Origin of the sequence: Acidovorax sp. HMWF029 (assembly GCF_003060895.1) — a bacterium.
Taxonomy (GTDB): Bacteria; Pseudomonadota; Gammaproteobacteria; order Burkholderiales; family Burkholderiaceae_C; genus Acidovorax.
This window is the reverse complement of sequence record NZ_QAIH01000143.1, coordinates 1-1,473: the sequence shown is the minus strand read 5'-3', so window position 1 is coordinate 1,473 and position 1,473 is coordinate 1. Positions and strand designations below refer to the sequence as shown.

Sequence of the window (1,473 nt, the reverse complement as noted above, 5' to 3'; positions counted from 1 at the left end):
GACCACCACCGCCCACCAACTGCCCGACCTGCTGCCCGCCCTCGACTGGATTGCCGACCCGCTGCGCGTGGGCCGCCTCTCGCAGGACTTTGCCTGGTTCAGCCCCGTGCTCAAACGCGACCTGGCGGGCAAGCGTGGCGACATCGCCGTGCGCCCACGCACCGAAGACGAAATCCGCCAGGTGGTGGCCGCCTGCGCCAGTGCGGGAATTCCGCTCACCGTGCGCGGCAGCGGCACCGGCAACTATGGCCAGAGCACACCGCTGCACGGCGGCGTGATCCTGGATCTGTCGGGCTACAACGCCTTTGGCTGGGTGCGCGGCGGCGTGGGCCGCGCGCAGTCGGGCATCCGGCTGGCAGACTTTGATGCGCAGGCCAAGCCCCAGGGGCAAGAGCTGCGCTGGCTGCCCAGCACCTACCGCAGCGCCACGCTGGGCGGGCTGTTTGGCGGCGGCTTTGGCGGCGCTGGCTCCATCAACCACGGCCCGCTGGCCGCGCCCGGCAACGTGCTGGCCGTGCGCGCGATGACGGTGGAGCCCGAGCCGCAAATCATCGAACTGCGCGGCCCCGAGGCCATGCTGCTGCACCACACCTACGGCACCAACGGCATCGTGCTGGAGCTGGAAGTGGCCCTGACCCCCGCCGTGGCATGGACCGAATGCATCGCCACCTTCGGGCAGTTCGATGCGGCACTGGAGTTTGCCGACCGCTTTGGCAGCGCCCCCGGGTTGGAGAAAAAAGAGGTGTGTTTTGTGGCCGCCCCCATCCCGCAATACTTCACCAGCCTGGCCGAGCACCTGCCCGCCGACCAGCACGCCGTGCTGCTGCTGGTGGCCCCGCACTCCGAGGCAGGCATGCGCGACATGGTGGCCCAGCACGGCGGCCAGGTCACCTACCGCAAGACCGCTGACGAAGTGGCCAGCAGCCACAAGACGCTGCTTGAATACACCTGGAACCACACCACCCTGCATGCCCTCAAGGTGGACAAGGGTCTGACCTATATCCAGAGCGGCTTCAATCCCATGCACCGCCTCAAGCAGGTGAAGGCGCTGGAGGCCGCACTGAAGGGCGAGGTGATGATGCACCTGGAGTTTTTGCGCACCAAGGAGGGCGCCTTCAACTGCAGCGGCCTGCAGATCATCCGCTACACCACCGAAGAACGCCTGAACCAGATCATGCAGATCTACCGCGACCACGGCGTGCAGATCAACAACCCACACGTGTACATCGTGGAAGACGGCAAGCAGAACCAGCTGGACCCTGCCGTGGTGGGCATGAAGCGCCGCTTCGATCCGCAAGGCCTGCTCAACCCCGGCAAGCTGCGCAGCTGGTATGCGGCCGACCCCCAGACTGCAACTCCTGCACCAGCGCGCCAGACCGCCTGAGCCGCCACCGCCACATATCCACGCGCTCCCGGTATTCCCCCCTCTCCCCTCGCGGGAGAGGGCCGGGGAGAGGGGCAGCGTCCCCAAGT

At 67.3% G+C, this 1,473-nt stretch carries 1 protein-coding gene; it reads left to right on the top strand.

Annotation, left to right across the window (positions count from 1 at the left end):
- The first annotated feature begins 19 nt into the window (after positions 1-19).
- Positions 20-1,384 carry an FAD-binding oxidoreductase gene (locus tag DBR12_RS09845; RefSeq protein ID WP_108617076.1) on the top strand — a complete coding sequence of 455 codons (1,365 nt, stop codon included), beginning with the start codon at positions 20-22 and terminating at the stop codon, positions 1,382-1,384.
- Positions 1,385-1,473 lie beyond the last annotated feature (89 nt).